10 protein-coding genes and 3 pseudogenes are annotated in these 23889 nt (G+C 58.6%); 8 read left to right on the top strand and 5 right to left on the bottom strand.

Annotated features, from left to right (window positions below):
• Positions 1–43: 43 nt before the first annotated feature.
• A complete protein-coding gene (gene zupT / locus NQ519_RS02710) occupies positions 44–847 on the bottom strand; it encodes a zinc transporter ZupT (protein WP_019149602.1) in 804 nt (267 codons plus the stop codon).
• A 490-nt stretch (positions 848–1337) separates the two neighbouring features.
• Here zupT and NQ519_RS02705 point away from each other — a divergent pair.
• Positions 1338–2566, top strand: a pseudogene (locus NQ519_RS02705) (tyrosine-type recombinase/integrase).
• A gap of 296 nt (positions 2567–2862) precedes the next feature.
• Here the strand turns inward: NQ519_RS02705 and NQ519_RS02700 are convergent.
• Entirely contained in the window at positions 2863–3360 is a 498-nt protein-coding gene (locus NQ519_RS02700; protein WP_014774946.1) for a DUF3408 domain-containing protein, read from the bottom strand.
• 453 nt (positions 3361–3813) lie between these two features.
• Between NQ519_RS02700 and NQ519_RS16220 the strand changes: the two are divergent.
• Positions 3814–4245, top strand: a pseudogene (locus tag NQ519_RS16220) (relaxase/mobilization nuclease domain-containing protein); the annotation flags it as partial.
• Between the two features lie 14 nt (positions 4246–4259).
• Positions 4260–4541: pseudogene (locus tag NQ519_RS02690) on the top strand (tyrosine-type recombinase/integrase); the annotation flags it as partial.
• A 62-nt stretch (positions 4542–4603) separates the two neighbouring features.
• Here NQ519_RS02690 and NQ519_RS02685 read toward each other — a convergent pair.
• From NQ519_RS02685 to NQ519_RS02675, 3 genes are all read right to left on the bottom strand, one after another.
• Positions 4604–5689 (bottom strand): glycoside hydrolase family 88/105 protein, encoded by a 1086-nt coding sequence (locus NQ519_RS02685; protein WP_026076303.1) that lies wholly within the window; start codon positions 5687–5689, stop codon positions 4604–4606.
• Between the two features lie 22 nt (positions 5690–5711).
• On the bottom strand, positions 5712–7637 hold the full coding sequence (locus tag NQ519_RS02680) for a heparinase II/III domain-containing protein (RefSeq protein ID WP_019149606.1): 1926 nt from the start codon (positions 7635–7637) through the stop codon (positions 5712–5714).
• Positions 7638–7786: 149 nt separating this feature from the next.
• Entirely contained in the window at positions 7787–11839 is a 4053-nt protein-coding gene (locus tag NQ519_RS02675) for a hybrid sensor histidine kinase/response regulator transcription factor (RefSeq protein ID WP_019149607.1), read from the bottom strand.
• 287 nt (positions 11840–12126) lie between these two features.
• Between NQ519_RS02675 and NQ519_RS02670 the strand changes: the two genes are divergently transcribed.
• The 5 genes from NQ519_RS02670 to NQ519_RS02650 are packed head-to-tail and all read left to right on the top strand — an operon-like array spanning position 12127 to position 23879.
• Positions 12127–15249: a glycoside hydrolase family 2 protein gene (locus NQ519_RS02670; RefSeq protein WP_026076304.1), complete on the top strand. Its 3123-nt coding sequence runs from the start codon at positions 12127–12129 to the stop codon at positions 15247–15249.
• The gene (locus NQ519_RS02665) at positions 15246–16784 is read left to right on the top strand and encodes a sulfatase family protein (protein ID WP_019149609.1); all 1539 of its coding nucleotides are present in this window, start codon (positions 15246–15248) and stop codon (positions 16782–16784) included. Before NQ519_RS02670 ends, NQ519_RS02665 begins: the two co-directional genes overlap by 4 nt.
• Positions 16785–16808: 24 nt before the next feature.
• Complete coding sequence (locus NQ519_RS02660) at positions 16809–18407, top strand: arylsulfatase (protein ID WP_026076305.1); 1599 nt, start codon at positions 16809–16811, stop codon at positions 18405–18407.
• Positions 18404–20035, top strand: a complete 1632-nt coding sequence (locus NQ519_RS02655; protein ID WP_052308421.1) for a sulfatase-like hydrolase/transferase — start codon at positions 18404–18406, stop codon at positions 20033–20035. The genes NQ519_RS02660 and NQ519_RS02655 overlap by 4 nt, the downstream gene beginning before the upstream one ends.
• 7 nt (positions 20036–20042) lie before the next feature.
• Positions 20043–23879, top strand: a complete 3837-nt coding sequence (locus NQ519_RS02650; protein ID WP_019149612.1) for a glycosyl hydrolase family 28 protein — start codon at positions 20043–20045, stop codon at positions 23877–23879.
• The last annotated feature ends 10 nt before the right edge of the window (positions 23880–23889 follow it).

Here is a 23889-nt window from a genome sequence, read left to right as displayed (position 1 = left end):
ACGTAAATTTTTAATTCTTAATTTTTCATTTTTAATTGTCTGATTATGCCAGCATGATCAGACTTACGGCCATCAGGGCCATGCCGGCCACCACGCCGTAGATGGAGATATGCGCCTCGCCGTATTCGCGGGCCGCGGGAAGCAGTTCGTCGATCGAAATGAAGACCATGATGCCCGCCACGCCCGCGAGGATGCACCCCATCAGCGTCGGCGACATGAAGGGCATCAGCACCAGATAGGCCAGCAGGGCGCCCACCGGCTCGGCGAGGCCCGACAGCAGCGAAAGCCGGAAAGCCTTCCTGCGGTCGCCCGTGGCGTAGTAGACCGGAATCGACACGGCGATTCCCTCGGGAATGTTGTGGATGGCAATGGCCGCGGCGATGGCTACACCGAGAGCCATGTTGTCCACGGCCGAGGTGAAGGTGGCGATTCCTTCGGGGAAGTTGTGGATGCCGATGGCCAGCGCCGTCATCACGCCCATGCGCATCAGCTTGGGATTGCGGGGCTGATGGTCCATCTCTTCGACGCTGTGGGCTTCGTGGGGGTTTTCGACCGAGGGCACCAGCCGGTCGATGACGCCGATCAGCAGGATGCCGGCGAAGAAGCTCGCCACGGTGACGACCGTGCCGAGATGCGCTCCCCACTCCGCCGAGAGGGTGGCGTCGGCCTGCTGGAACAGTTCGACGAACGAGACGTAGATCATCACGCCGCCCGACAGTCCCAGCGAGAACGACAGCAGCCGTTTGTTGGTTCGTTTGGCGAAGAATGCGATGGCGCTTCCGATGCCCGTCGCAAGACCTGCGCCGAGCGTCAGCAGCAGGGGGATCAGGATATTGGGTTCTTCCATACGATCATATATTATTAACAAAGGTACGAAAAAGCCGGATGGGGCCAAAACCGGATTGCGTGCAGTCCGGTAAACCTTCCGACCTCTAAAAGTGTCGTTACGACACCAAAGACGGTGCAAGCCGAGAGCAGAGGCGAATTTATTCGACTATGCCGAGGCGCAGCTTTCTAAGCGGAGGTTCGTCTTCCGCAAAGATAGTGTATAAAACGAAATACCGAACCTGCGAAAGGTTCGGTATTTGTAGGTAAACGAATATGCAGAAAAGAGTAAATATTTTGTTTTCAGATATTTAATTCTCTTTTCTGCATATGCTCCGAGCAATAAAATTGCACATTCGGGCAGGATTAACGGTGAGTTTTGTTACTATCCGTTACCTGCCCGAAATGCTTTTATTTGCATCAAAACATTCGTTTTCAGTTCGTTGCATCGAATTTCCGCATAACAAATAACTTGACTAAACGTTTAACAAATCCTCAAAGTTCAAGTTATTATGCAACGCAGCACGTTCAAAGTCCTTTTCTTCGTAAAAAGGCAGTCCGAGAAATCGGGTCAGGTTCCCGTTATGGGCCGTATTACGATCAACGGTACGATGTCGCAGTTCAGCTGCAAACTCACCGTTCGCTCCACCCTTTGGGATGCCAAAGCCAACAAGGCCTCCGACAAAAGCCTCGAATCGCAGCGTATCAACGAGAAGCTGGAAAATATCAAGACCAATATCGGCAAGCAATACCAACGTCTCTGCGACCGGGATTCATACGTTACGGCCGAAAAAGTCCGCAACGCCTTCCTCGGTATGGGGCGACGACTGCCGCCTGCTGTTGCAGACCTTCGACGAATACCTCGCAGGGTTTCTCAAACGTGTGTGCAAAGACCGCACCTATTCGAGCTATGACAATTACCGCACGCCGTAACCGCCTTGCCTCTTTCCTCAAATACGAATACCACGTCAAGGACATTCCTTTCAAAGAGTTGAAGCGGGATTTTATCGAAAAGTTCGTCGTCTATCTCTCCTCGGTACAAGGGATGCGTTCCGGTACGATCCATTCGACCATCAAGAAGCTGAAGTTGATGACCTATACGGCGTATAAGAACGGCTGGATTGCCGCCGATCCTTTCGCCGGGTTCCATGTCAGGCCTAAATACGCCGAACGGCGCTATTTGTCCGCTTCGGAACTGCAGGCCGTCATGGACGTCGAACTTCCCAACTACCGAACGGGCATCAACCGGGATGCCTTCGTCTTCTGTGCTTTCACGGGCCTGAGCCATGCGGACGTGGTGAAACTCACCCACGCGGACATCCATACGGACGATAACGGGGAGCGCTGGATTATCGACAGGCGTCAGAAAACAGGTACGCAGTTCCGTGTCAAACTTCTTCCCGTTGCCGGAATGCTCTACGAGCGTTATAAGGATATGCACCTCTCGGGCGACCGGGTCTTCCCGCTCAAAGGTACCCATAAGACGCTGAACATGTCGCTGAGGCATGTTGCCAGACATGCCGGTCTGTCGTTCAACCCCACGATCCATATGGCGCGTCATACCTTCGCCACGACGGTCACGCTCTCGCAAGGCGTACCTCTGGAAACGGTCAGCAAGATGCTGGGGCACAAACGGATCACCACGACTCAAATCTATGCGCGCATCACTAACGACAAGATCGGCCGGGATATGGCGGCATTAAGCGAGAAACTCAGCAGCGTCTTCAAGGTCGCACGGTAATGGCCTCCTATCTTACAGCTAATTCGATTCCCGATCTTACTTCGTCAATAGCAGGGTAATTTTCGATGTAAGTTTTCCCGCCGGCAGGGAATTTATCGTCAGAGATGGAAATATGCAAGGCCATGCGAATCGCCCGAGGGGCGAGCCTTGCATATTTCCATCCCCGGCGTTTTGCTGGTCGCTACCGTCGGAAAAGGCGACATTCTGCGGCTCCTGACGATCCGGTTCTGATGTTCAGCCGCGATCGGCGGATTTCATCCCGTCCTGTGATCTGCCGTCGAAATTCCTCTGCTTTTTCAAAACGGCCGTCTTTTATTTTTCTTTTCATGGAGATAATTCAGCTCGTCGCTATAAATGTCCATGACAAAGCGCAGCATATTGTCGACCAAAGCCGTAAGCCTTGTGCTTTCATTCCCCAACAGGTGGAGGATTTCCGACACTTTGCGCTTGGTTTGCGCACTGACATAAATCGCCGAGCGGTTACGGCAATCTACCGGAGCGAAGAAGGTGCGTTCGAAATCCGGCAGTATGATCTTTTTCCGTCGGAATCCAGCAGGCTCCTTTACAGTAGTCGTTTGGGTGTCGACATTTGTTTTTTCAGCAGTTGGTGCCGATGTGTTTCCCTCGGGAGCGTCCGTATTTTCCTCTTCCGGCTCGGGAATCCTACGGACGACTTTCGAGTCCAAAGGAGCTTGTCCGGCGATCATCTGACGCATCAACTCCTCATCGACTTCGATACGGGGATGCTTCGGAAGGTTTGTTGCAGGTTTGTCAGTTTCTTTTAATGAATCCATGGTACAATGTTTTTGAGATTGAATATTCGCTATAAGGTCATAAAGCTCGTGTGTTTGGTTTTATGTCTTAAACCATTCAAAATACCGTTTTCCGTTTAATGCAGTTTATATCGGGATAATGAACGGAATAAGAAAACCGACCTTTCATGCTGCAAGATACAGCAGCTTGGAATGCTTCGGTTCCGATGTCCGCTCCAGTCCGCTCCAGTCCGCACCGATGGCTTTTTTTGCCCCGAAACGGTTATAACATTGCATCGTGAAACGACCCGGCCGAAAGCCCCGCAACGGAGGACTTCCGAAACCATCGGTAGAAATTCTCTGCTGCGGATTTTTACCCTCGCCAGAGGGTAGCGAGCTGTACCTTTGTCCGACAAATTGGCATTTGTCCGACAAAGGTGCTCGCTCTGCGAGGCCGGGCGTTCTCCCGAGTCGAACGCCTTTTTAACCGATATTATGAATACCGACCGAAAACACACACAACAATTTCGAACTCCGAGTTATAAATACTCCTTCCGGCTTAACGAGGCGCAAAACATCCGCTTCAACGAGCTGCTCTGCAAAGCCGGACTTGAGCATAACCGCAGCCGGTTTATCGTCAAACGACTCTTCGGCGAGGAGTTCGTAGTCATCAAACGCGACCCGTCGAAGACGCAGTTCGTCGCCCGGCTGAACGACGAACAACTCCGGGAAATCGCATAGGAATACATGGAGCGTATGGGTTACGGCAACCAGCCCTACATTGTCTTCAAACATAGGGATATCTCGCGAGAGCATCTCCACATCGTATCGTTGCGCGTCGATGAGCAGGGGCGGAAAATCAGCGATTCGCACGAATACGATCTCTCCATGTTCGTATTGCGAGAATCAGACCGAAAATATGGAATGCCAAGCAGCAGATTAGGTATTTTCCGACCAAAGATCGTAATTCAATGAATATGACGATGCAGCATGTGGCAAGATATGCGGGCTTCAGGTTCTATCCTACCATGCATGTGGCAAGGCACACCTTCGCGACGACGGCTTCGCTTGCTTAGGGCGTACCTCTGGAGACAGTCAGCAAGATGCTGGGGCACAAACGGATCACTACGATTCAAATTTACGCCAAAATCACCAACGACAAGATTGAACGCGATATGGATGCCCTCACGGTGAGGCCCGACGGGAAATCCAGAATGGCATGAGGTTAATAAAAACCGAATCCGAAATTTACAAAATCCGGATTCGGTTCTATTTATTGGGGGGGCTATTTCATACGCATCATTTCCGCCGCTGCAAGCAGGAAAGCCCCGACACCGTAAGGAGCGGTCATCTCCGCCGTCACATGGGCCGGATCATGGCCGATAGGCTGCACGTAACCCAGTTTTCCGTCTTTCTGAACATGACTTTTCAGCGCCTTCCATCCCTTCACCGCCGCTTTGCGGTAAGCCGGATCGGTCAGGACGCCATTATTCACACCCCACGCAAATCCGTAGACGAAGAATCCCGAAGCGCTGTTCTCCGGTTGGGGCCAGCTCTGCGGATCATACATACCTGCATGCCACGAACCTTTCGCATCCTGACAGCGCAGGATCGCGGGCGACATGCGGCGGAACAAGTCGAGGTAATAGGCATAACTGGGATGGTTCTCCGGCACATACTGCAATAGAAGTGCAAGTCCGGCATAAACCCAGCCGTTGCCGCGCCCCCAGAATACCTTCTCACCGTTTTTCTCACGGTCGTTCACCAACCGCAGGTCCCGGTGGAAAAGTCCGTCATCGGAACTGAAAAGCGCATCGGTGGTCACTTTGAACTCCGAAAAACAGAAATCAAGGTAGTCCGCACGACCGTCGCACTGCGCCAACTGCGCATAGACCGGCGGCGCCATGAACAACGCATCGCACCAGCCCCAGCGGTCGCGGTAGTACTTGCCCTTGGGGGTGATCAGCGGATTCGTATCGGGATGCGCCATGACGTAACGGACACGTTCACGGACCTTTGTGGCCATGGCAGGGTTCCCGTATCTGCCGGCCAGCAGCAGATAGGTCTGTCCGATGCAGAGGTCGTCGGCGTCGTAAACCCGCTCGAGCATGTCCCAGTCACAGGTTTCGCCGATCCCGCGTAGGAACGTCCAAACCGATTCGTCACCGCTCTCGGCAGCCCATTCGGCCATACCGCGGTAGAGGGCGCCGTTGGCCCAGTGGCCTTTTGGAAGCAACGAATCGGTGAAATTCCGGATCTGCCATTGTACAGCCTGGTCGATCAGTTCGCGGTCGCGTGCCGCAGGACTTTTGGCTGCGAGCGGTCCGCAAAGTCCGACCACCAACAGCAAGAGAAGAAAAATACGTTTCATATCGAGGTTTTACAGTTCAGTATTATCGGGTATTCCACTTTTCCAGGGCCGGAATCGGATCACCGGCTTTTCCGGCCGCATCAGCCGGGATCAGCCGCACGGTATAGGCCGCCCGGGCACCGGGCGCGAGCGTAGCCGTGAAACCTACCATCACCGTTCCGGGATTGGGCTCGTCGTATTCGTGGCGGGGCTCCGTCGACCAGGTGCCGAGCTGCACGCCGTCGCCCTCGACCCGCATCGACAACCGTTCCTCCCCAAGTGTCAGCTCCGCTGTCCGGTCATCGACGATCCGGACCTCGGCTGGAGTCAGCATGGCCCAGCGCAGGGGCATTTCGCGGCTCCCGTTCATGACCTCATCGCGGACGACGACATAGCTGTCACCGACGACAGCCACGCCGCGGCGGTGGGCTGCGACAGCCGCCGCATCTACTTTCGAAAGGTCCGTAACGGCGTAGACGAAACCCTCGCGGTCGCCGGATGCGACGATTTCCGCCCGCGCGTCAACCCGTTGAAGCGAATCGGCGAACGTCATCATGTTATGCACCCGGCTACTCAACCGCAGGGCTTTCCAGCGCGAAGAGTACTGCGAGCGGTCGCCCAACTCGATGCCGTATTTCTCCAGCGAATAGTAATCCTGAATACCGAGATCTTTGGCCCATTGTTTCGTTCCACGGTACATCACGAAACTGCCGATGTCCATGTGCGAATGGTTGTGTCCGCAGCTGCCGCCTTTCAGTCCGGCAAAAATCTCATCGTCACCGCCGAAATGGCTGCGCATGATCGCCACGGGTGTCGTACCCTGTCCGACGTAAAGCCTCCGCTGCGGAGCCTTCATCCCTTCGAAAGGTCTCTCCGCCGCCCAGAGCATCACCGAAGGAAGATAACGCACCCGGTACATGCGCGATTTCGCCCCGGACCGTATCATGTCATCGATCTTCTGTTTCTCGGCCCACAGCAGCGAAGGGTTTCCGGTGCGGGCGGCGAACCAGAACATCGGATAGGAATTCTTCATGCTCTGCGGGTCCTGCGCGGTACAGTCGGCATAAGCCCAGCAGCCGAGGCCCTGCGTCGACATTTGGAGGATATACTCCGGTGTACGGAGGAATCCCGGAACGTCGGCCAGTCCGAACGAAGTGCCGTAAACGCCCTCCAAAGCATCGATCAGCATCACGGCATAGGCTGTGCCGTAATTCCAATAGGTATAGCCCTCGGGATAGTTACCGTCGGGTGCATACTCCGGAATACCGATCTCGCGCACCAGCCGGATCGAGCGGGCGATGATCCGACGCGCCAATTCAGGGTCCTGCTCGTAGGCCGCGATCGCCGCGAAAGCCATCGAAGCGTTGCAGACCGGATTCCAGTTATTCTTCTTTTTCAGCCACTTGCAATTCTCGGGTGCCGAAGTCGTCTCAGGCACCCCTTCGGCGATGCCCAGCCGGAACATCGCTTCGGCGACCGTCCTCCGCGTCGACTCCGCAAGGCTGTCATACAGCCAGTCGTACCCGATGGCCAGGGCCATCGTCATCTCCGACACGTCGAGGAAGTGCGAGGAGTTCCAATCGGGAAAGGCGCAGACATTGAGCATCTCCCGCTCGGCACGACGGGCGTAGCGGTCATCTCCGGTCATACGCCACGCATAGCTCAGGAAATAGATGCGCGTGAGTGCTTCGCGCGACACGGCGAGCATGCGCGAACCTTCGAACGTGCGTTCGAGCAGCGGGGCTTTCAGGTATTTGCCGCTCTGGTGAAGGATAGCTTCGTGAATGCTGCGCAGGAAATCGTCCGAAGCGATCTTGGCTTCGATCCGCCGTTCGCCCCCGCGTGGCAGCAACAGCCGCGGATGCGGCCCCGAAACGGCAAGGTCGGAGGGATTTTGCGCCGCACCGTCCAGCGGACGGAACAAAACTATGAGAAATAGAAGCAGGCCGGCGATGCGGAATCGTATCATAATAATAAATTTTGAGACAGCACAAAAATAACCATTCCTGTCCGAACCGAGGGGCTGTAAATCGTGAAATCTGATGCCGAAATCCCGCGCACCGTGCTGGCAGAGGTTTGCATATCGTGTGTCGGAGTGCCGCAAATCGTGCAACGCCGTCAGTCGGAAATGCCCCCGTTGGCCTGCTGATAGGCCGAAGGCGTCATACCGAACTCCTTCTTGAAGCAGGTACTGAAATAGCGAATATCCGAGAAGCCGACCTTCACAGCGACCTCCGAGATCGTATAGGCCTTGGTCGTGAGCAGCTGCGCGGCGCGTTTGAGACGGATACTGCGGCAGAACTCGCTCGGGGACTGGTTCGTGAGGCCCTTGATACGCCGATAGAGCATCGAAGTGCTCAGGTGCATCTTCCCGGCGAAGATGTCCACCGAGAACTCCTCGTCGGCTATATTCTCCTCGATGACCTGCATGGCCCGGGCCAGGAACTTGTCGTCGGCCGAAACGAGCTGTATCTCTTTGGGACTGGCGATGAACTCCTGTTTGATACGTTCGCGGATGATCTCCCGCGACTGGATCAGACTGCGGATGCGCACCAGCAGGTAATCGACCTCGAAAGGTTTGGTGACATAAGCGTCGGCGCCGTATTCGTAACCCTCTTTCTTGATCTCGTCCTGCGAATACGAGGTCAGGAAAAGGAACGGGATGCAGTTGGTCGCGGCGGCGGATTTCATCTTGCGGCACAGTTCCAGTCCCTCTTTGCCCTCGGAAAAGACGACGCCGGAAATGACCAGTTTGGGTTTGTTGCGCACGACCTGTTCGTAGACGCCTTCGGGCGAAGCGAACGTCTCGACCCGCATGGCGGGACGAAGCATCTTTTCGAGAAATCGGCGCAGTTGCTTGTCCTTGGCGACGACATAAATCAGCGGAGCCCCCGGTTTGCAGTAGTCGCCCGGACCCGTGCCCGTGTCGATCGTCCGGATGTATTCGTCGAGCGTGGCCGAGTGCGACGAGTCGTCGTGCGGAATCTCATTACCGTCCCGGTGCAGACGCCGGTTGTCGGCCGGAAGGCAGAAACGGAAAACCGAGCCTCTGCCCGGCTCGCTTTCGACCTCGATGCGTCCCCGGTGGAGTTCGACCAGTTCCTTGGCCAGAGCCAGGCCGATACCCGAACCGCTTTCGGCGCTGCCGTCCGACCAGAACCGCTCGAAAATGCGGCCGAGATTCTCCGGACGGATACCCGTACCGTTATCGCTCACTTCGACCCAGATATTCCCGTCCCCGTCCGCCCGGCAGGTCAGCACGACCCGTCCGCCCGGTTCGGTAAACTTGTAGGCGTTGGAGAGCAGGCTGAAAAAGACGTTTTCGATCTTGTCGCGGTCGAAGGCCAACGGTGCTGCGCCAACCTCCGACACGAAATCGAACGCGATACCTTTTCCCTCGAACAGATGACGGAAAGCCCCGGCGATATTCTCGGCATAAGGGATGAAATCGGTCTGCGTCAGTTTCAGCGCGGCGCTACCCTGGTCTATTTCGCAGAAATCGACCAGTTGGTCGATCAGCAGCGACAGCCGGTTGCTGCTGCGGCGCACGGTTTCAAGCATATACTTGGCCCGGTCTCCCGGCGTGCGGTCGAAATCGTCGATAAGCTTCTGCAACGGGGCCTGCAACAACGAGAGCGGAGTTCTGATGCTGTAAGAGATATCGGTATAGAATTTCAGCCGCAAGCGATCCACGACCTTCTGCGTGCGCAGTTTCTCCTGCACGCGCCAAGCCCTTACGCCCATCCAGACGATGAGTCCCAGCAGCAGTGCATAGGCCAGCTGGGTATACCAGGTCCACATTACCGGCGGACGGATGCGGATCTCGAGCGCATGCGCCTCTTCCTGCCAGACGCCGGCGGTATTGGTGCTGCGCATGCGGAGCCGGTAAGTTCCCGTAGGCAGATTGCCGTAGGATACGTAACGGGGTTCGGACCCGGCATAAATCCATTCGGAGTCGATGCCTTCGAGCATGTAGCCGTATTGAAGATTGTCCTGTGCGACGAACGAGAGTGCTGAAAAAGAGAAGGATATCTGATTGTCCTGATGGCGCAGCGTAATCCGGTCGGTGTAGTTGATATCCTGCGGCAGTTCGGGCGAGCCCACGACAAGCGAGCGGTTGTGGACCTTGAAATCGGTGATGAACGTGTGGTAGCGCGTGGTGTCGGCGGCAACCCGGTTCGGATGGAAATAGGTCAGGCCGTTGATGCCGCTCATGAAGATATAGCCGTCACTGTCCTTGGCGCAGCCGAAAACGAATCCGGGGCGGCTGAAACGGCCGTTGTCGAGCGCGATGAACTGCCCCGTGCCGTCAGACGGGCCGTATTTGCAGACGCCGGCCGTCGTGGCGATCCACAAATTACCGCGGTCATCGTTGATGATACCGCTGATATAAGGCGAATTATCCGTCAGCGGCAGATCGACGAACGTGAACCTGTCTCCGTTGTAATCGTAGCGGAACAAGCCGCAGGCCGTACCGCACCAGATATTGTTATACGGATCGACGAACAGGCAGGATACCCACGTCACGGGATTTCCGGCTCTGTCGGCGAGCGCATAACCGCGCGGAGCCTCCGCTTCCCGGTCTGCCGGCAGGCGGAACAGTCCGTCGCGTTTCGAACCGACCCAGACATATCCGTTCCGGTCCCCCTCGACGGCCGTGCAGTTATCCAGAACGCCCTTTCCGGAGGGCACTTCCACCCGGTAGGTCGTGTCCCTGACCGTTTCGTGGAGGTAGAGACCGCCGTTTTCAAACCCGATCCACATGTTGTCTTCCGCATCGCGGTAGAGCGCCCGCACGAAATTGCTCTTCCCGACGGCCCGTTCGATCGAGGGATTCCGGCCGAACCGGTCGTTCCGGGGGTTGAAGAAGCGGATGCCGGTCTTCGTTCCGAGCCACATCATCCCGTCGGCATCGAGTTCGATCCGTTCGATCTTGTTAGACGAAACATGGTCGCGGTCGCCCGACGGAGCGAAGAACCGCTCGATGCGGTAGGTGCCGGCTGCCGACCCGTCGAAAGTCATGCGGTTGAGTCCGTAGGCCGTGGCGAGCCATACCGTATTGCGCTCCTCGATCCAGATGTCCGACACGGTGTTATGACTGGGCGTATTGGATGATTCGACGTCGTTTTTCAGGTTGACGAACGGACCCTGGCTCTTTTCTTCGAAGCGGAACAGCCCGTCGCGGGTTCCGAGCCAAAGATTGCCCCGCCCGTCGTCGTAAAAGGTATTCGTCGTACTGCTCATATCGTCGAAATGCGGACTGGTGAGCAGCCGTTCCGACTCTGTTTCGCGCCCCTCGTCGTCGCGGCGGATGATCGTATTCCCCTGCCCGCGTATGCCCAGCAGCAGATCATTGCCCCTTGCGGCAAGGGTCGAAACCTCGATGTGACGTACACGGAAGGGTTCGGCGTTCCCGAGCTCCCCGACACGCGCCGAGAGCAACCGCTGCCGGTCGTAAAGAAAGACATTGTCGAACCGATCGGCGGCCATGCGGTAATTCGAGCCGAGCACCACCAGCGTATCGGTCCCCGCTAACAGCTCTCCGGGTGCAGGGGTTCCGCTCTTGCGGAGCGTTTCGGGGTTCAGCCTCAGGCGGACCAGCACGCCGTTGACCGCTGCCAGCAGATGGCCCTCGCGGTCACGCACAACGGAGCACAACCCCGCATTCGGTCCTGTCTGAGGATCGGGGGCATAGGCGTAGAGCGGTTCGGAACAGTCGGTGGCAGGCGTATAGAGGTAAATACCGCGGTTGGTACTCAGCATCAGCCACTCCCCGGCGGTACGCAGGACGGTATAAACTCGGATGCCGGCCATCGTCGCGGACTGCGCGAGCCTGCGGCGGCGGACATCCAGCAGGTAAAGCCCCTTGTCGGTACAGAGCAGCAGACTGTCTCCCGAGAGAAATTCCATGGACTGAACGATGTTGCCGCCTTCGAAAAGCTCCGTACCGGGCATCCCGTCCAGCGGATGATACGAGAGGCCGTCGAAACGGGCCAGTTCGCCGCGGGATGCGACCCAGAGGAATCCGAGCGGATCACGCGCCAGCGCCGTGATATTGTTGTTCGAAAGCGGTTGGCCGTAACGGGGACGGCGGTAATCCGTAACGGTTGCAGCAAAGAGCACCTCCGTACAGGAGAGCGCGAAAAATATGATCGGGAGAATTCGTTTCATAGGCGGACCGCCGTCGTTTACTGCAAATTTATCTTTATTTTTCGGATTATCGCACGATCCGCGCCTAAAAATCGCATTGGGGCGGCAGACCTCCGAAGCGACCTTTTATCCGCTATAAAACAATGTTTTAAGGGTGGCGAATGCACGATTTTCAAACAATAATAATCGTTTTTCAAACATCCTGACCGCCGGAATTTCACGCTTGCGCCCCCTTTTATGCAGGATTTGCAGGCCTTGTTTTCGAATTCCGGCACTTAACTTTGCAATACCGAAAAACCGAAACGACGATGAACCTCCTGCAACGCATCCTGCCGCTCATTCTGCTGCTTGCCGCCGCATCCCCCTGCCATGCCGGACGCTACCGGCCCGGGCAGGTGCGCACCGAACAGACGATCGACCGCGACTGGACTTTCCGCTATTTCCCCTCCGGAAAGGAGGACGCCGCACCGGCCTCACCGGACTACGACGACGCGGCATGGCAGGCCGTGGCGCTGCCCCATACCTGGATGACCTACGAAACGACGGGCGACATCCATCCCTATATCAAATTCGCCTCCGAACGCGAAGACTCCTATTGGTGGAACGGCTGGGGCTGGTACCGCAAACGGATCGTGATCGGCGAGGAACTGCGCGGCAAACGAATCTTCGTCGAGCTGGACGGCGTGCAAAAGTACGCCCGGGTCTACCTGAACGGAACGCTGCTCGGCGATCACAAGGGCGGTTACAACGGTTTCTATTTCGACCTGACACCCCATATCCGTTACGGCGCGGAGAACCTGCTGGCCGTGCAGGTGTCGAACCGCCGCGACGACAAATTCGGCACCATTCCGCCCGCTACGGCAGGAAATTTCAATGTCTACGGCGGCATTTACCGTGACGTGCGGATCGTCGTCAAAAATCCCGTCTACATCCCGTTTCAGGGCAGTTACAAGCACGAGGGCGGCACGTTCGTCACCACACCACTCGTAAACGAGCGCGAAGCGCGTTTCTGCCTGCGTACCTATGTCAAGAACGATACGCCGCAACCAGCGGAGGTGAACCTGCGCAGCGTCGTGACCGATGCCGACAGCAAGGTGATCGCCGTACTGGAACAACACCGTGCCCTCGCCGCCGGGGAGCTGGCCGGATTCTGCCAATGGAGCGATACGCTCCGCACTCCGCGGCTATGGAGCCCCGAATCTCCCTACCTCTACCATATTTACAGCGAAATACGCGACACCGCAGGCCGGCTGCTGGATACCTACCATACGCCGCTGGGCTTCCGCTGGTTTTCGTGGAATTACGATGACAATACGCTCTCGGTCAACGGAAAGAAAATCCATATCCACGGCACCAACCGTCATCAGGAGTTCCCGTGGCTGGGCGACGCCATGCCGCAGTGGCTTACCGAACGCGATATGCTGGACATCCGCTACGGCATGAACACCAATTTCATGCGTACGGCCCACTATCCGCACATGCCGGCGGTCTACGACTTCAACGACCGTCACGGCATCATCACCGTCGAGGAGGTTCCCAACAACAAGGCCATCGATTTCGACCGCGAGGTGCAGGAACACAACATGCGCGAAATGGTACGCCGCGACCGGAACCACCCCTCTATTTTCCTTTGGAGCGTCGGCAACGAAACCTCGAACGCCGCGGACTCCCGCTGGACCCGCGAGGAGGACTCCACACGCCTGATCCATGAACGCAAGGCCGAGAATTACGGCGACTACGTGACGCACCACGCCTCGAACCTCGACATGGAAAACCTCCTGCGCGTGACCATTCGCGGCTGGACCGATACGGACGTGAAAAACCTCGAACCGAAAAACAACGCCGCCGTCGCCAAGAGCGGCCAGCTGGCCGGTACCGAGGAATGGCAGCACACGATGGCGCGCGTCGCCGACGGCAGCATCCGCGGCCGCATCGACGGCCAGGTGGTAGGATGGCTCTACGCCGACCACGGTTGCGACCGCATCTACAAGGATGCCCCGCTGAAAAACATCAATTATAAGGGATGGGTGGACCTCTACCGTATTCCCAAATATATGTATTATCTCTGGCAGGCCAATTACCTCCCGGAGCCGATGGTCTTCGTCCATCCCCACTATTGGCAGCGCAAATACCTCGGACAACGCCGCACGATCCGCGTGGACAGCAACTGCGAACGCGTAGAGTTGTTTTCCGGCAACCGCAGTCTCGGAGTACGGCATCCGTCCAAAGAGAATTTCTTCACGGTGGAGTTTCCCGACGTGGAGATCGTTCCCGGAACGCTCCGGGCGGTAGCCACACACGGCAAGGAGAGCCGGGAATGCCGGGTCGTGATGGCCGGCGAACCCGCAGCCATCGTGCTGACGGCCCTCCGGGGCAGAATTCCCGCCGACCGCAGCGGACTGGACATTGTCACGGCCGAGGTGGTCGATGCCGACGGCAACCCCGTGCAGGGTTTTTCCGGACCGCTCGCATGGAACGTCGAAGGAGAGGGTACGCTGGTCGGCTGCCCGCTCTACACGAGCGACATCGACAAGACGCTTTCGGACGAAGGAACCGGATATGTGACAGCCCCCGTGCCGAACGTCGTGCGCTCCACGGCTCGCCCGGGACGGATCACGGTGACGGTCTCGTCGCCCGGACTTGCATCTGGCAGAGTCACGATCCGCACGCACGCCGTGAAGGAGAAGACTGCGGACGGCATCTTCGAACCGCGCCTTTCGGACGAAGGACGCACGAAGATACGGCGTGACACGGCTTTCCGCGAGGTCGTGGAGTATATCGAAGAGATGCGACCGATCTTCGCACCCGAGCAGATCGAAGCAGCGTCGAAGGAAGAGTATGCCCGGCAGATGAAAGAGTTCGTCCTCGCACGGAATCCGCAGATCGACAAAAAGAGCGTCGAATTCAAATGCCTCGTGAAAAAACTGACCGTTTACATCGAAAACACCCGTGGCGAACTGACCGAAGACGACTACAATTTCATCGCCCGGACTTACAACGATTTGCGGATGCTTTCGCGCTCGATCGAAAACCGTCATTTCCACCCGGCCTACACCGAAGAGCTTAAAAGCTATTACGCCGACCGGATGCTGGTCCGCGGCCGCACGACCGACATCGGCAAGACGATCCGCCTGATCGACGCAATCCCCGACGGTCTCGACATCGTCTACGTGCGCAATCCCGAACGTTCGACACAGCCCGCACCCCTGCAATACGGCAACACGACCTACCGGTATTCGGCTGTCGCCGCATCGGTGGAACGGGCCGTGGAACTGCTGCATCCCGAATTCACGGACTTCGCCCCCGCCGAACGGCGCCGTGTAATGGATTACCTCACCCGTATCAACCCTTCGGTTGTTCGCAACGGCGACGGTTACGCGTTCCGTTTCGACCGCCCGCTGGCCATACCCCGCAATCTGAACGAACTATGAAAACCGACCTGCATAAACGCTTTCTCTGCGTCGCGGGACTGACCCCGCTGGCTGCCTTGTCGGGCGGCTGCACCGACACGTCCGACACGCGTCCCAACATCCTTTTCGTCATCGCCGACGACCAATCGTGGCCCTACGCCTCGGCCTACGGATGCAAAACGGTCTCGACTCCCGGTTTCGACTATGTCGCCGGCCACGGGGCGCTGTTCAACAACGCCTATGTTACCTCACCCGGCAGCAGCCCTTCGCGGGCCAGCATTCTGACGGGACTCTATCCCTGGCAGATCGAGGAGGCCGGAACGCATGCCAGTTCGTTCCCGGCGCGTTACACGTGTTATCCCGACGTTTTCCGCGAAGCCGGGTACCACGTCGGCTATACGGGCAAAGGCTGGGGGCCCGGCGACTGGGCGGTTTCCGGACGGAAACACAATCCGGCAGGTCCCGAATATAACGAGTGCCGTCTCGACCCGCCTTACAGCGGCATTTCGAAGATCGACTACGCGGCCAATTTCCGCAAGTTCCTCGCCGAACGCCCCGAAGGAGCACCGTTCTGCTTCTGGCTCGGGACCCACGAACCCCACCGTCCTTACGAAAACGCCTCGTGGGTGAAAGCCGGACACGTGCTCGACGAAGCCGAGGTCCCGGGATTCCTGCCCGATGCCGATCCGGTCCGCGGCGACATCCTCGACTACGCCGTCGAGATCGAGTGGTTCGATCGACACCTCGGCTCCTGCCTCGAAGAGCTGGAACGCCGCGGCGAACTGGACCGCACCATCGTCATCGTCACGGCAGACAACGGCATGTCGTTTCCGCACGCCAAGGCCAACTGCTACGACGCCGGACTGCACGTGCCGCTGGCCGTCTGCTGGGGCGAACGCATCCGGCCGCGGCAGGTCGTCGAATCGCTGGTGAGCCTGGTGGACGTATTCCCGACGCTGCTCGAAGCCTCGGGCGTAACCTACGGTGCCGACAGCGTACTGGTCGGCGAAAGCCTGCTGCCGCTGCTCGAAGGCCGAGACGCGGAATACAGTTCCGAAGCGGTTTACGCCGGACGCGAACGCCATTCCTGTTCACGCTACGACAATCTGGGCTATCCGGTGCGCAGCATCCGGTCGGGCAACTACCTGCTGGTGCGCAATTTCCATCCCGAGCGCTGGCCGGCAGGCGATCCGCAGGCGCTTGATAAAAAAGGTCGACCGGCGGCGATGCACGGCGCCTACTACGACATCGACGCAGCCCCGTCGAAGGATTATCTGATCGACAACCGCGAGAATCCGCAGGTGAAATCCTATTTCGATGCCGCCGTGGCCCGGCGCCCCGAATTCGAACTCTACAACCTGAAAAGCGATGCCCGCTGCCTGCACAACGTAGCCGACGATCCCCATTATTCGGACATCTTCGAACGCCTGCGTTCACGGCTGCAAATGCGGCTCACCGAAACCGGCGATCCGCGCGTGGGCGCCGACCCCGAAATATGGGAGAGCTATCCGCGTCTCGAAGGCAAGATGCGGACATTTCCCGCCCCGAAAGAATAGATACAACCCAAAACCGAACCAACGATGAATAAAACTCGTTTTACCCGTCTGACGTTGTTCTTCGCCGCCTCCGTATGGTGGAACGCCGCTCCGGCCCAGAAAGCCGCCGAACGTCCCCGAACCGAGCAGCCGCTCCCGAACATTCTGCTTATTTCGGCCGACGACCTGGGCTGGTCCGACATCGGTTGTTACGGCAGCGAAGTGCAGACTCCGAACCTCGACGAACTGGCCCGTCAGGGCATTCGTTTCACCCAGTTCCACAACACGTCGAAAAGCTATCCGTCGCGGTCGTGCCTGCTGACGGGACTTTACGCCCAGCAGAACGGCTATTTCAAAGATGCCCGCGGACCGCTGGAAAACAGCGTGACCCTGGGCGAGTACCTCAAAACGGCGGGTTACACGACCCTGTGGTCCGGCAAGCATCACGGTGCCGAGAATCCCCGCACACGCGGTTTCGACCACTTCTACGGACTGCGCGACGGAGCCTGCAACTATTTCAACCCCGGTTGCCAGCGCGACGGCGAAGGCGTGCCGGCGCAGAAAGTAAAGAACCGGTTCTGGTGCGTGGAAAAACAGACCTACGCTCCGTTCACACCCAAAGAAAAGGATTTCTACACGACCGATTATTTCACCAACTACGCCCTCGAATGGCTCGACGAATATGCCGGGAGCGAAAAACCGTTCTTCCTTTACCTGGCTTACAATGCTCCGCACGATCCGCTGATGGCGTGGCCCGAGGATATCGCCAAATACGAAGGCAAATACCGTGACGGCTACGAAGACATCCGTCGTGCGCGTTACGAAAAACAGCGCTCCCTGGGGCTGATAGACGACCGCTACCGCCTTTCCGAAGCCACGTTTCGGAAATGGGAGTCGCTCAGCGACGAAGAACGGGCCGTCGAGGAGCGCAAGATGGCCGTCTATGCGGCGATGATCGACCGCATGGACCAAAACATCGGCCGTGTGATCCGCAAACTGAAAGAGCAGGGCAAGTTCGACGATACGCTCATCATCTTCGTTTCGGACAACGGCGCTTCGGCCGAGGTCGTGGAACTGAAAGACAGCTACGGTGAGATCGGCTCGATGACCTGCTGGACGTCGCTCGGGCCCGACTGGGCCAATGTGGCCAATACGCCGCTGCGTTATTTCAAGAATTACAGCTATCAGGGCGGCATTTCGGCCCCGATGATCGCCACGTGGCCCAACGGTCTGCGCAACCCGGGCCGTCTGTCCGATTTCACGGGCCATTTCATCGACATCATGGCCACGTTCGTCGATTTGGCCGGTGCACCTTATCCCGAGGAGTACAAGGGACGCAGGATCGTACCCTACGAAGGCGTTTCGCTGCTTCCGGTCATCCGCGACGAGAAACCCGTGCGCGAAAAGCCTCTCTTCTGGGAGTGGCAGCACGGGCGGGCAGTCCGCGACGGCAAATGGAAACTCGTGAAACACGGATCGGACACCCCCTGGTCGTTGTTCGACATGGAGGCTGATCCGTCGGAAACACAGGATCTGGCCGCTTCGCATCCGGAAACCGTAACGCGTATGAACGCGATGTTCGAGGCGTGGAAAAAGCGGGTATCGATCACCAAGGCGCATCCTCATCTCAAAAAGAATCTATGAAAACGACGGGTTTGCTAGGAATTACCGTACTAGCGGCAGCGACGGTGTCCGGTTCGGCAGCCATCGGCCGGGAGCGGAAAACTCCCGACCGGCGGCCCAACATTCTTTGTCTGGTGTGTGAAGACATCAGTCCCTATCTGGGCTGTTACGGCGACAAACTGGCCGACACGCCCAATCTCGACCGTTTCGCACGGGAGGGAATCCGTTATACGCGCATGTTCACCACCATCGGCGTCAGCGCACCCAGCCGGGCATCGCTCATCACCGGGTTGTTCCCGACCTCGTTCGGGGCCAATTACATGCGGACGTCGAACACCAAACCCCTGACCGAAGGGCTCGTGCCGCCCTACGAAGCCGTACCGGCCGACGGGGTGAAATGCTACACCGAATTTCTGCGTGCCGCGGGCTACTACTGCACCAACAACGTAAAGACCGACTACCAGTTCAAACCGCCCGTGACGGCCTGGGACGAGAGCAGCAAGACGGCACATTGGAAGAACCGTCCCGAAGGGATGCCTTTCTTCGCCATCTTCAACATGACGGTGACCCATGAATCGCAGGTATGGAAACGGGCGGACGAACCGCTCGTCCTGTCGCCCGATGAGGTCGTTCTGCCGCCCTACCATCCCGATAATGCAGTGACGCGCCGGGACTGGGCGGTCATGTACAGCAACGTTCACGAAATGGACCGTCAGATGCAGACCTACATCGACGAGGTGCGCGACGCAGGATTGCTCGACAATACCATCGTCATCTGGTACTCGGACAACGGCGGCCCGCTGCCGCGTCAGAAACGCGAGCTCTACGAGAGCGGGGCGCTGGTGCCCTTCATGGTGCGTTTCCCCGACGGGACCTATGCCGGGACCGTCGAAGACCGGCTGCTGATGTTCGCCGACATCCCTGCGACGATTCTCTCGCTGGCGGGAATCCGCCCGCCGTCGTACATGCACGGCATTCCGTTTCTGGGCCGGTACGAAGGCAGCGAACGCTCCTATATTTACGGCGCCCGCGACCGCCTCGACGAGATCGTCGAACGCCAGACCTGCGTCCGGGACGCCCGTTACCGCTACGTGTGCAACCACCTGCCCGAAAAATCCGGTTACATGCAGGTCCTTTCACGACTCAACATGCCGATGATGCGCAACATGGTGGAGCTCTACGAGCGCGGTGAGCTCGACGAACAGTCGCGCCGCTGGTTCGAAAAGCCCCGCCGCACGGAGGAGTTCTACGACGTGGACAACGATCCGCACGAGATGCACAATCTGATCGACGATCCGCGGTACGCCTGCGACATCGCACGGATGCGCCGGGAACTGACCCGTTGGGACAAACGCTACAATCCCTATCTGGGGCTGACCGAAGCGGAATTGCGCGAACGTCTCTGGCCGGGCGGCGTGCAGCCCGGAGTCGCAGCGCCGGAGGTCCGCAACAACCGGGACGGCAGCGTGAAGATCGTCTGCGCGACAAAAGGCGCCTCGATCGCCTACCAGATCGACGGACGCGGTTATAACGAAAAGCACTGGCTGCTCTATACCGCCCCCGTGCGCTTGAAGCCGGGGCAAACCCTGACGGCCGTCGCCACGCGCATCGGCTACAAGACAAGCGACGTGACAACTTATAAGCATTGAACCGACCATGACATTGAAGCGAATCTTAATACTGGGTCTCCTGCTGACGGCGGCATGGAGCGCCGGCGCCCGGAACCGGGCCGGGGAGATCGAGCGGCAGATCCGTCCCGTAACCTTTCCAGACCGTGATTTCCGCATCACGGATTTTGGGGCCGAGGCCGGCGGAGAAGCCGACTGCCGGCCCGCCGTCACCGCGGCCATCGACCGTTGCAGCCGCGAGGGCGGCGGACGGGTCGTGATCCCCGCCGGACGCTGGTTCTCTAAAGGTCCCGTCGTGCTCAAAAGCCATGTCAACCTTCACCTCGAAGCGGGCGCCGTACTGTTTTTCAGCAGCGACGAAGCCGACTACCTGCCCGCCGTGCTCACGCGCTGGGAAGGAACCGAAGTCTATAACTACTCGCCGCTGATCTACGCCTGGCAGGCGACGAATATCGCCGTTACGGGACAGGGTGTGATCGATGGCCGCGGCTCGCACAATTTCGCGCAATGGAAACCCCGGCAGAAAGCCGACCAGAAGGCTCTGCGCCGTATGGGCACGAACCTGACCCCGGTCAGCGACCGTCTGTTCGGTGAGGGCCATTACCTGCGCCCCGCCATGCTGGAACCGGTCAACTGTACGGACGTGCTGATCGAGGGCGTGACCTTCGTGGATTCCCCTTTCTGGGTCATTCATCCGCTGGCGTGCGAAAACGTCACGGTGCGCGGCGTGACGGTGGACAGTTACAACCTCAACAACGACGGCTGCGACCCGGAGTCCTGCACGAACGTACTGATCGAAGACTGCACCTTCCGCACGGGCGACGACGGCATCGCCATCAAATCGGGACGAGATAACGACGCATGGCGTATCGGCCGTCCCACGGAAAACGTCCTGATCCGCAACTGTTCGTTCCGGTCGAAAGCCAACGGCGTCTGTATCGGCAGCGAGATTTCGGGCGGCGTGCGTAACGTGGTCGTCGAGAACGTGCGCATGTCCGACGTCGGCAACGGCATCTATTTCAAATCGAACCTCGACCGCGGAGGTTATATCGAAGATGTCTTCGTCTGCGGCGTGGAGGCCGACAGCGTGCGCAAGACCCTCGTGCTTTTCGAACCGGACTACAAATCGGAGAGCCGGGAGAACCATCCCACGGCGTTCCGCGGGTTCGTAATCGAGGATGTACGGGCCCGGTGGGCCGGGAAGGCAGGCATCGACATTCGGGGATTCGCCGACATGCCGGTACGCTACGTGACCATCAGCCGGTTGACCCTGGCGTCGACCCCCGAACCGGTGATCGTCCGGAACGCTGCCGGCATCATCCTGTCGGAGGTCACGATCAACGGCGAACGGCAGGATCGGCGCGATCCCGACGCCTGCATTTCGCTCAACGGAAAGTGGGAGGTCGCCATCGCCGACACGATGCCGCAGACCTATGCGGCGAAGGTTCCCGTGCCGGGTGTTATCACTATGGCGACGCCCTCCCTGGGCGAAGACCTCGATGCCGTCGACAACCGGGAAATCGGATACGACTACGTCTGGTACCGCCGCACGTTTACGCTCGACGGCACCGCCTATCCCCGGGCGCGGCTCCGCCTGCGGGCCAAATACAACGCACAGGTCTTCCTGAACGGCCGCGAAATCGGCTACGATCCCCATACGACCTATTCGCACGGCACGTTCGACCTTTCGGAAGCCATCGACTACGACGGCCCCAATGAACTCGTCGTGCGCGTCGGAAGCTGGAATACGGCGACGACTCCCTCCAAGGAGAATTCGGCCGAGTGGTGGCGCAATTCGCGGGCGCCGGGCATCTGGGACGACGTGACGCTCTGCCTGGGGCAATCGGTTTCGATCGACCATCTGAAAATTCTGCCCGAAGTGTCCGAAGGGCGCGTCCGCTGCATGGCGACACTCGTGAACACTTCCACGCGGGACGAACGGCTGGCGATAGAAGCCGCTGTCTGCGACGACATGCTGGCCGTAAGCCGCGCCGCGACGGAGGTCTCCGTACCGGCGGGCGGCAGCACCAAGTGTGAATTGATGCTTCCGGCCGATATGCTCCGGACATGGAGCGCCGGCAAAGAAGGGACGCCCCGGCTCTACCGGATGGAAGTAACAGCCACGAATACGGCAGGCGTGCTTTGCTCGCGCAAATCCGAACGTTTCGGTTACCGTAGCATTGAAACCCGCGGCCGCGACGTACTGGTCAACGGCGAAAAAGTCCTCTTCCGGGCCGAAAACATCGCTTTCGTCCGGGCGCTCAACCGCTGGGCGGACGTGATGTTCGACAAAGCGTGGATACGCCGCTTCCTGCGTGCCGCCGTGCAGGAGTACAATTTCAACTACCTGCGCATCCATCTGGGGCATGCCTACGGCAAATGGTATGACATCGCCGACGAGGAGGGCATCATGATTCAGGACGAATGGCGCTTCATGCACGACGACGAACCGACCGGCAAAGACCTCGAAGATACCGAAACGGAGTTCCGCCGCTGGATCAGCGAGAATGTCAACCATCCCTCGATCGTAGCCTGGGACCAGGAGAACGAAGGCAACGTGCGTCTCGAGGCGCTGAAAGCCGAGCTGCGCCGTTATGATCCGACCCGACTGTGGGGCGAGGACGACTACGTCGCCAAACATATTTACGAATATTCGGAGAACGTCGTGAAAGATTTCAGCGGCTATACGATCTCCGATACGAAACCCTCGACCGTATTGGAGTCGTGCCGCCTGTGGACCAATGAATTCGGGCTGCTCGAACCGCGCGAGAACTTCAAGACCAGCCGCACGGCAAGCGGCTGGGGACTATACTATTACGACCGCGACGACATCGCCCGTCTGCTGTCCGACCTGCACGCCGACATCGGCACTTTCTACCGTTCGCGCCGTTTGCAGGCATGGGCCCCCTTCGCACTGCTGAGCGGTGCCGTCAACGGCCACAACTTCTACCGCGGCGACATCGCCGACTCGCTGTATCCGCAGCCCAACCTGCTGGTGCTCAAACACCTCAATGAGCCCGTCGGGGCCTCGGTCGAGATGAACCAGGCCCGCGAATGGTACAAGGACAAGACACTCTACCGGCCGGGTGCCGAATACCGGAAAACAGTGTGGGTGTGGAACGATCTGCCGCGGGCGTGCGACGTTCGGTTACGTGTGATGCTCGTCGCTCCTGACGGAACGGAACATATCTGTGCCGATGAAAACGTGACGGTCGCCGCATCATCGGCCGTAAAACGGGAGGTCAGGCTGACCATGCCCCGCACGCAGGGCATCTGTCTGGTCGAGCCGCGCCTGACGCTGCCCGGCGGACGAGAGGTCGCCGGCGTCCGGCGCCGCCTGATGGTAGCCCGGAATGCTTCGAAGGTCGCGGAACGGATGGCCTTCGGAGGACGCCGCACACCGGTCGCAGGCGGATGGTCGATTCTCGAACATTTCACCGGAAGCGACATTCCCGATCCGGTCCGGCAAGGCATCATCGCGGCCGCGGGCGACGGATTGATCGACAGAATCGACGTATCGGGCACGCCCGAAGCTCCGACCTATATCGTGCAGTCCACCCGTTATGAGTCGCACGACCGGCTGCACCTCACCACCACCACGTTCGATGCCGAAGGCCGGGTGCGCGACATCCGCCGGGCCGAGGCCATGCCCTACGTGAACCTGCCGGCTCCGGTGCGCCGGACGATCGTGGAGGTCGTGGGCAGCGTCCCCGTGGACGAATCGCGGGTCATCCGCCGCGGCGAAGGCGACGAGACGACCTACGAAATCACGATGATCGGCTCCGATTTGCGTTACAAACTGCGAATCACCGACGACGGAGTCCTCCACGACAAGAAAGTAACCCGTAAAAAAGCGAAAAAATAACAAACCAACG

Source organism: Alistipes senegalensis JC50, assembly GCF_025145645.1.
In the GTDB taxonomy this organism is placed as follows: domain Bacteria; phylum Bacteroidota; class Bacteroidia; order Bacteroidales; family Rikenellaceae; genus Alistipes; species Alistipes senegalensis.
Note: the sequence above shows the minus strand (reverse complement) of the source record. Positions and strands in the feature narration are given on the sequence as shown.

Excerpts from the sequence above, each read along its gene's own strand:
- zupT (WP_019149602.1), bottom strand. The coding sequence starts at position 847 with ATGGAAGAACCCAATATCCTGATCCCCCTGCTGCTGACGCTCGGCGCA.
- NQ519_RS02700 (WP_014774946.1), bottom strand. The coding sequence starts at position 3,360 with ATGGATTCATTAAAAGAAACTGACAAACCTGCAACAAACCTTCCGAAG.
- NQ519_RS02685 (WP_026076303.1), bottom strand. The coding sequence starts at position 5,689 with ATGAAACGTATTTTTCTTCTCTTGCTGTTGGTGGTCGGACTTTGCGGA.
- NQ519_RS02680 (WP_019149606.1), bottom strand. The coding sequence starts at position 7,637 with ATGATACGATTCCGCATCGCCGGCCTGCTTCTATTTCTCATAGTTTTG.
- NQ519_RS02675 (WP_019149607.1), bottom strand. The coding sequence starts at position 11,839 with ATGAAACGAATTCTCCCGATCATATTTTTCGCGCTCTCCTGTACGGAG.
- NQ519_RS02670 (WP_026076304.1), top strand. The coding sequence starts at position 12,127 with ATGAACCTCCTGCAACGCATCCTGCCGCTCATTCTGCTGCTTGCCGCC.
- NQ519_RS02665 (WP_019149609.1), top strand. The coding sequence starts at position 15,246 with ATGAAAACCGACCTGCATAAACGCTTTCTCTGCGTCGCGGGACTGACC.
- NQ519_RS02660 (WP_026076305.1), top strand. The coding sequence starts at position 16,809 with ATGAATAAAACTCGTTTTACCCGTCTGACGTTGTTCTTCGCCGCCTCC.
- NQ519_RS02655 (WP_052308421.1), top strand. The coding sequence starts at position 18,404 with ATGAAAACGACGGGTTTGCTAGGAATTACCGTACTAGCGGCAGCGACG.
- NQ519_RS02650 (WP_019149612.1), top strand. The coding sequence starts at position 20,043 with ATGACATTGAAGCGAATCTTAATACTGGGTCTCCTGCTGACGGCGGCA.